The 7,244-nt window shown below is 64.0% G+C and carries 9 protein-coding genes and 1 pseudogene; 7 read left to right on the top strand and 3 right to left on the bottom strand.

From position 1 onward, the window contains the following. A partial coding sequence (locus tag AC1DF3_RS36455) for a Ku protein (RefSeq protein ID WP_478142733.1) occupies positions 1-253 on the bottom strand: 253 nt, incomplete at its 3' end. A 139-nt stretch (positions 254-392) separates the two neighbouring features. Between AC1DF3_RS36455 and AC1DF3_RS36450 the strand changes: the two genes are divergently transcribed. Then, complete coding sequence (locus tag AC1DF3_RS36450) at positions 393-704, top strand: hypothetical protein (RefSeq protein ID WP_478142732.1); 312 nt, start codon at positions 393-395, stop codon at positions 702-704. Between the two features lie 41 nt (positions 705-745). Here AC1DF3_RS36450 and AC1DF3_RS36445 read toward each other — a convergent pair. Then, positions 746-844: pseudogene (locus AC1DF3_RS36445) on the bottom strand (DUF3606 domain-containing protein); the annotation flags it as partial. Between the two features lie 523 nt (positions 845-1,367). Between AC1DF3_RS36445 and AC1DF3_RS36440 the strand changes: the two are divergent. From AC1DF3_RS36440 to AC1DF3_RS36430, 3 genes are all read left to right on the top strand, one after another. Beyond that, positions 1,368-1,580 carry a hypothetical protein gene (locus tag AC1DF3_RS36440; protein WP_478142731.1) on the top strand — a complete coding sequence of 71 codons (213 nt, stop codon included), beginning with the start codon at positions 1,368-1,370 and terminating at the stop codon, positions 1,578-1,580. A 197-nt stretch (positions 1,581-1,777) separates the two neighbouring features. Beyond that, complete coding sequence (locus tag AC1DF3_RS36435; protein ID WP_478142730.1) at positions 1,778-2,284, top strand: CinA family protein; 507 nt, start codon at positions 1,778-1,780, stop codon at positions 2,282-2,284. 1,129 nt (positions 2,285-3,413) lie between these two features. Further along, complete coding sequence (locus AC1DF3_RS36430; protein ID WP_478142729.1) at positions 3,414-3,623, top strand: hypothetical protein; 210 nt, start codon at positions 3,414-3,416, stop codon at positions 3,621-3,623. Between the two features lie 86 nt (positions 3,624-3,709). Here the strand turns inward: AC1DF3_RS36430 and AC1DF3_RS36425 are convergent, their stop codons facing one another. Further along, positions 3,710-4,819, bottom strand: a complete 1,110-nt coding sequence (locus tag AC1DF3_RS36425; protein ID WP_478142728.1) for a YihY/virulence factor BrkB family protein — start codon at positions 4,817-4,819, stop codon at positions 3,710-3,712. Between the two features lie 609 nt (positions 4,820-5,428). Here AC1DF3_RS36425 and AC1DF3_RS36420 point away from each other — a divergent pair. From AC1DF3_RS36420 to AC1DF3_RS36410, 3 genes are all read left to right on the top strand, one after another. Further along, positions 5,429-5,698, top strand: a complete 270-nt coding sequence (locus tag AC1DF3_RS36420) for a hypothetical protein (protein WP_478142727.1) — start codon at positions 5,429-5,431, stop codon at positions 5,696-5,698. A gap of 98 nt (positions 5,699-5,796) precedes the next feature. Continuing rightward, on the top strand, positions 5,797-6,108 hold the full coding sequence (locus tag AC1DF3_RS36415) for a response regulator (RefSeq protein ID WP_478142726.1): 312 nt from the start codon (positions 5,797-5,799) through the stop codon (positions 6,106-6,108). A 68-nt stretch (positions 6,109-6,176) separates the two neighbouring features. Continuing rightward, a partial coding sequence (locus AC1DF3_RS36410; RefSeq protein WP_478142725.1) for an IS630 family transposase occupies positions 6,177-7,244 on the top strand: 1,068 nt, incomplete at its 3' end.

Here is a 7,244-nt window from a genome sequence, read left to right as displayed (position 1 = left end):
CCTCAACCTCTTCTGGGCTGATGATGACGTACTTGCCATCCTCGTATTCGACACCCTTGACGATGTTCTCTTTGGTGATTTCCTTGCCGGTGCGCTTGTTCACGCGCTTGTAGCCAACGGGGTCCATCGAGCGCTTGTCTAACCAGTCGAAGTCGACACCTTGCTCGGTCGCCGCGGTGTGAAGACCAACAGGGATGTGCACGAGGCCAAAAGAAATAGCTCCCTTCCAAAGCGTCCGACTACCTGTTGCCATGCCAAATCCTCCTGAACGGGGAATCCCGCGTCGCGGAGTCTGCGGCCGGCGAAGCCGCCCTTTTCGTAGGTTGGCGCAACTTCTCGTCGTAGGGGGACTGCACTTTCCAACGGTGAGCGAACCGACTAGGCTGGAAGCCATGCCCCCCTTGCGCCACATCGCGGTCTATGTCGAAGAACCCAGCGCCGGGGAGTTTCGTTGGGTGCTCATTGAGCGCGCCGGGAAATACTGGGGCGTCATAGACAAATCTGACTCGGCCGCTGAGACTTATCAGAAGGCCATGGCAGAAGGGCTCATTGCGCTCCAGAGGATGGTGGAAGACCTGGAGGTCGGGCCTCGCGCCGGCGAGGACCACGAGCCACCTGCCAAAGAGCAGCACCCCCGAAGGCAGGAGGATGGAGATGCGCCCAAGCCTGGCAAGGCCTTCTTTGGATTCGGACCGGCGCGGTAGCACTGCGCGCGGCGAACTGTATGTGTGGAGAGAACGTCCTCCTAACTCTTCACGCCGCTTCTTCGGTATTTTTTTTCGACTGCATCAGCGCTCGTGCCGACGGCCTGTACAGCCTTCTTCAGCTGCGCGGGCGTCACGTTGAACTGTTTGGAACCAGAGCCCCTGGAAGCCCGTCGGTGATCGGCGCGTAAGTTTGGTTTTAGGACAAGCTCCTTTCAAGCTGCACGCCAGAAACTTGCTGGCCTTTGGGAGTTCGTGCCCATCTGCAAGCTTGGCAATGGCGTGAGCGCCCAGGCGCTCCTTCTCGGCGTCGGTCCCGGCTCCTTTGCCGCCAGCATGGAGTGACCGAGCTGCGCGGGTAGGTGCGCACTCAGAAGGCCAGCAGGCGTCGACAACACAGCTGCGGGCCGCCAGCCCAGCCAGCAGGCGCGCCTGTACGTGCGCAGACAGCGCGAACTGTCGAGATTGGCGCGGGCGCCGTCGTTCCGTGCAGGAACTCCGCTGACAGGCGACGGACCCTGGGCGCGCCTGGCCGCATCGAGAATCATCCGGCGACGTTCATGGCGCTTTTCCTACAGGGAAGCCCAGCCTGAACCCTAAGGTGGTTTCTGCGCGCGGCCATCCGTGCCGTGCGCCTTTTTCTCCACTCGGACAGGGGGTTCCATGACCAGCAAGAGTTCGCAAGGCGGCAACAATCAGCAGCAGGGCGGCAGCCAGCGTGGCGGCAGCCACGAGCAGCATGTCAAGGCCGGCCAGCAAAGCCACAAGGGCGATCCCGGCTCGCGAGATCAGCAGGAGCAATCCGGCGGTTCCCGTGGTGGCGCGTCGCAACAGCATGCAGAGCCGGGGCGCCAGAGCCACAAGAAGTCATCCTAAGTGCGTGCTTGACACGCGTTTCCGAAGCGGGCGCCAAGGCCCGCTTTTTCATGCGTTCGTGCCGACAAGGAGTGGCCCCGCAAGGTCGCGGGTAGGGGGTGGCGTCTGTGCACACTCCCCGGCGCATCAGACACCGTCCAACACGTCTTCGAGGCGCGCTTGTGTAGCTTAAATTTTCGTTCGTGACACCGACAGCCATGTCCACAAGTTCCGTCTGCGTCGACCCTCGAGCCATCGTCCAGTACCTTAAGGCGCACGCTCTGGTGGTGGTGACTGCCGAGTCGTGCACCGCCGGGCTCATCGCCTCGCGCTTGGCCGCCATACCGGGAGCGGGCGAAGTGCTGGAGTGCGCTTTCGTGGTCTACGACCCAAAGGCCAAGCGGCGCTGCCTCGGCGTGCCGGCCGAGGTCTTCGAGCGCAACAACCTGACCAGCGAGGCCGTCGCGCTGGAGATGGCGCGCGGCGCACTACGCCACAGCGACGCGCTTGCGGCAGTCGCCAACACGGGCGTGGCCGACGATGCCGACCCCCACGTCCCACCTGGTACCCAGTGCTACGCGTGGGTGTTCCGCGATGGCGGCGGTACGCCGCGCGAGTTCACTGAAACCCGAGTATTCGAGGGCGAGCGCAACCAGATCCGCGAGGCCAGCGCCGACTACGCGCTCGGCCGCATCGCTCACTATCACCAGGCAAGCCGAAAATGAGGCCGCAGATGGAATGCCGCCCGTGGCGCATGTGCTCGATCGAAACGTCGAGGCGCTCCTAGCCGGGGACGCAGCGAAAGGGCGGCGGCGGGTTGCAGGACAAGATGGCCGACATCATCACGCCTGGCGGGCAGCAAGATCTTCGTGTACGCGCACCTCCCTGACCTACGGGCATGGATCGTAGTCAATCTGGGCTGACCCCCGTCGAGCCCTTCGATCCGACCTTCGTGGTGCTGGCGATGGTGGCATCTCGACCTTCGTCATGATCGGCCAGAACCGCTTGCTCCGATCGCGCACGAGCGCGCCGATCTCGACCCGCAGATCAGCCTGCTATGCGAGCACATCACGAAGCTCCTGCGCATCGTGACCGAACTGGCACAGCGCAACGATGTCGCCGCTGCGTAACCCCGAGCTCAACGAACTCAGGGAAGGGGTCTCGCCGGAACACATCCTCAACCGGATCGGAGAGCGCTCGCCACCGGTAGCTCGTCGATTGCGCAGACAACCCGATTGCAAAGGCAGGACATGCACACCGGGCCGCTCAAAAACTTGCCGTGGCGCGACATCGAGAGCCGCATGCATTGCAGCGTCCTTGATCGAACGAGGCGTGCATCCCGAGGGACTTCGACGTCGGCTTGGCATTGCGCTTGCGGCGGGCACGCAGACCTGCTGCGACCTTGGCAGGATGGCGCCGGGCGACGCGGCCTCGGCACGGGCGTTCGTCGCAGGCTGCTGCGAAGTTCAGCAAGCGGCTGCGCGCCGGCTGCTGAGGTCGCTCGCAAAATTGCGCGATGTAGGGGTCGGCTGACAGCGAGATGAGCGGCTCGACCAGCGGTCCGTCCTTCCGATCGGTCACCCTGCTGCTTCGCGGGGCGGCTTGGGAGTTGCACATGAACAACCCGAATGAGAATGCCAGGCAGCCGGTTCCGGCGTCGAGGCGCAAGGGAAAGCGCCCGATCTACCGTATGGCCCTGCTGATCGCGTTCCTGATCGTGGGAGCCCGGCGGCAAGCCGTCGGCCGCGTCGCGGCCCGTCTTGATTCACTTCGCGTCACGATCACTGCCACAGGTGTCGCCCTGGCGCTGACCCGGCGACGCCCTGCCGCAGCACATCCCAAGAGGCCAGAACCATGCCGATCGAACCCAGCCTTCCCATTTTCAACGGCCACACGCTCGCGTACCGCGGCTTCGATTCGAACTGGACGCAGCCTCCACGCAAGGCGGCTACCGACCTACCGTGGTGCCGCTCTCCCGCCGAGGCCGACGAAACGCAACTGCCGGAAAACGCGGATGGAGGCGATCCGCCACGCCGAGCAGCAGGCCATGCGCTGGGTTCATGATCGGGCAGGCACCGCTCAGGCGCCAATCTGAGCAGCGCCGGCCGCCTTCACCAAGCCGGGCGACACCGGTGTCGGGGCTCGTCGGCTCAGCGCCGGGCGCGCTTTACCTTCCGACGCGCAAATCCCTCTGCCAGGGAAACGACCGCCAGCAACAGGGTCTGGCGTACCAGCCGCCGGCTGGCCAGTTCCAGCCGGTGATCAATCTCAGCCTGCACCCTCGCCGTCCGCGAAAGGCCTGAATAGTCCGGCACGTCCACTGCGCCCGGCCGGTCCTCCGAACCCTGGCCTCGCTTCGAGGGCGCTTCGCCGCTGTCAGCGGCCGCAGCGGTCTGCGCTGCCGCCTTCTGCCCGGCGAGCGATCCGTGTTCGTCCGCATAGACCTTGGTGAACTCGGCGCCCAGCAGGAAAATCTGCGCAGCGTAGTACACCCAGGCCACCAGCACGACCAGTGACCCAGCGGCGGCAAAGGCCTCGGTGACGCCGCTCTTGCCCAGGTAGAGACCGATGAGCAGCTTGCCCAGTTCGAACAGCACGGCAGTGACTGCGGCACCGATCCACACGTCCCGCCAGGCGATGGGCGCCGTGGGCATCAGCTTGAAGATCATGGCGAACAGGAGGGTCATGATGGCGAGGGAGATCAGCAGGTTGAGCCCCTGCAGCAGGACTTCCCAGCCCGGCAGCAGGCCGCCGAACCAGCCGTCGAAGGCGGCCAGCCCGGCACTCACCATCAGCGACACCATGAGCAGGAAGGCGAGGCCCAGGATAAGGCCGAACGACAGCAGGCGTGCGCGCAGCACCGCCCACACGCCAGACGGCTTTTCCTTCTCCGGCACGCGCCAGATGCGATCCAGCGCACTCTGCAACTCGGCGAAGACGGTGGTCGCCCCGACCAGCAGCACGACCGCGCTGATCAGCCCCGCCACCAAGCCCTTGCCGGTGTCGCTCGCGGCCTTGAGCATGGCCTGGACGGCGGTCGCGCCATCTCGTCCTACCAGTCCGCCGATCTGACCGAGGATCTGTTCCTGCACCGCGTCGCGGCCGAAGACGGCGCCTGCTACCGCGATCACGATGACCAGCAGCGGCGCGAGCGAGAAGATGGTGTAGTACGAGATGGCGGCACCCATGCTCGGCGCATAGTCGTCGACCCAGGCCACGACGGCCTTGCGGCTGAGTTCGTAGAGATGCTTGATCTGCATGGCAGGTCTCCTTGGCCGGCGTCGGCCGGCGTCTGGTCATGGACGCCGCGCGGGCGCCTTGAACGTTCCTTGCGAGCATGGATGAGCAAGCATGGGCACGCGCAGCGGCCTTCGTGTGGGAGCGAAGCGACGGCGCACGTGGGAAGGCGCTTTCGGCGAGTGGCCATGCGTGCGAGCTCCACTTTCAGGCATGCCGATGCCCCAGAGGACCATCAATTGACGGAATGAAATGGGCCGAATGCGAGAAGAGAGAGGGGGATGCTGCGACCGAAGGGCGAAGCTCGCGGCACGCAAGCTGAGGAATATCCGCACGTCCCACCCAGCTGGGCCTACGCCTGGACATGGCGCTCACGAATCGGGCCTGGCGCGGGACCGATCACCGAATGGGACCCCACCAGCCATCTGTTTCGCCTGACCACGGCCGCATCGCGATGCCGGAGAATCAGTGGTCGCGCTCCGGCCGCGGGAGGTTCGAGTAACAAACCGGTTACGACCATAGGCTTATAGAGGACCAACGCATGAACGAGACCATTCAGCCCAATACAGCCCCTTTCGGGATCATTGAAGCGCTCGTGAAAAACAGGGATGCCACCGAGGAGGTCAAAAAAGTTGCTGATGATCTCCTGGTCGTGCGCACCGGTCCTGAAGGAAGAGATCTCCGAGGGAGCAAAAACCGACGTGGTGGACCGCGCTGTCGAGCAGGCCGGCGAATTGGAAAAGCGGCTGACTCAGTCGACAGAACTGCTCGACGAAGTGAATGACACCTTGGAGCAAGCTGCCCAAGGCGTTGACTCAGCAAGCGCGGGTTCTGCGGACCTCAGCGCCCCAAGAAAGCATGCGCCGCACTTTTTATCAGAGAAGGACGGCGGCTTGAAATAGCTGTCGACCTACACGTCGGGAGAGCACCCCCCTGAAGTAATCGCGTGCCTTCAGGCCTTAGTGGCGATTTTTTACCGAGCGCCTTTTCGGCGAACACGATGCCGCTCAAGACACTCCTCATCGAGGACAGCGAGACAATTCGCGAAAACCTGATCCCGACGTTGGCAGAGTTGGCCGATGCGCACGTGATCGCCATCGCGGAGACTGCTACGAAGGCCATCGAGGAACTCGATCGGCACAAGCAAAACTGGGACTTGGCGGTTGTGGACCTTTTTTTGAAGGAAGGCTCCGGGCTCAGCGTCTTGCGTGCAGCGCAGGACCGCTTGCCACATCAGCACCTGCTTGTTCTGACCAACTATCCCACCGCCGAAATTCGTCGAAGATGTCTTGAACTGGGAGCGGAAGACTAGTGCAGTGCGCTCGAAATAGTGGAACTTAATAGATGCGGCACACTCCGACCTCGATGGAGGTCGCAGCCATGCGCATTGCCCCGAAGATCGAACTGGATGCCGCTGTTCAACGAGAGCTGACGGCCTTGGCGCGACGAGGCCGCGTCGAGGCTCGTGTGCAGCAACGAGCCAAGATCGTGTTGCTGGCCGCCGAGGGCTGGCAGAACAAGGACATCGCCGCCGAGGTCGATCTGGATCGGCGCCAGGTGGCCTTGTGGCGCCAGCGCTTCCTGGAAGGCGGGGTGGAAGCCCTGATGCATGACGCGCCGCGCCCCGGGCGTACCCCCAGCGTGACCACCGCCGAGTTTGAGTCGAGCATTGTGGACATGACGCTTCACGAAAAGCCCATCGCCGCCACGCACTGGAGCACGCGCACGCTGGCCGCGCAACTCGGTGTAGGGCCGACCACCATCCGCCGCGTCTGGAAGCGCAACGGTCTGAAGCCGCATCGGCAAAGCACCTTCAAGCTCTCGCGCGACCCCCGCTTCGAGGACAAGCTGCTGGATGTCGTGGGGCTGTACCTCAATCCTCCCGAGCGCGCCCTGGTTCTGAGCTGCGACGAAAAGAGCCAGATCCAGGCGCTCAACCGCACCCAGCCGGGCTTGCCGATGAAGAAAGGCCGCGCCGGCACCGTCACCCACGACTACAAGCGCCACGGCACGACCACGCTGTTCGCCGCCTTGAACACCCTGGACGGCACCGTGATCTCGATGTGCCAGCCGCAACACCGCCACGCCGAGTGGCTGCAGTTCCTGCGGCTGATCCAGCGCAAGACGCCCAAGCACCTGCAGTTGCACCTGATCGTGGACAACTACGGCACCCACACGCACCCGGACGTGCAGGCTTGGCTGGCCAAGCACCCGCGCTTCGTCATGCACTTCACGCCCACCAGTGCCTCGTGGCTGAACATGGTCGAGCGCTTCTTCCGCGACATCTCGGAGAACCGCATCCGGCGCGACAGCTTCACCAGCGTGGCCGAACTGGAGTTCGCCATCGATCTGTACGTGGCCCACCACAACGCCAACCCCAAACCCTTCATCTGGACCAAGAGCGCGACCGACATCTTGGCCAAGGTCACGCGCGCCAAGGCGGCGCTG

It is taken from the genome of Variovorax sp. 10N432 (assembly GCF_056394465.1).
This window is presented reverse-complemented; position numbering and strand designations above follow the sequence as displayed.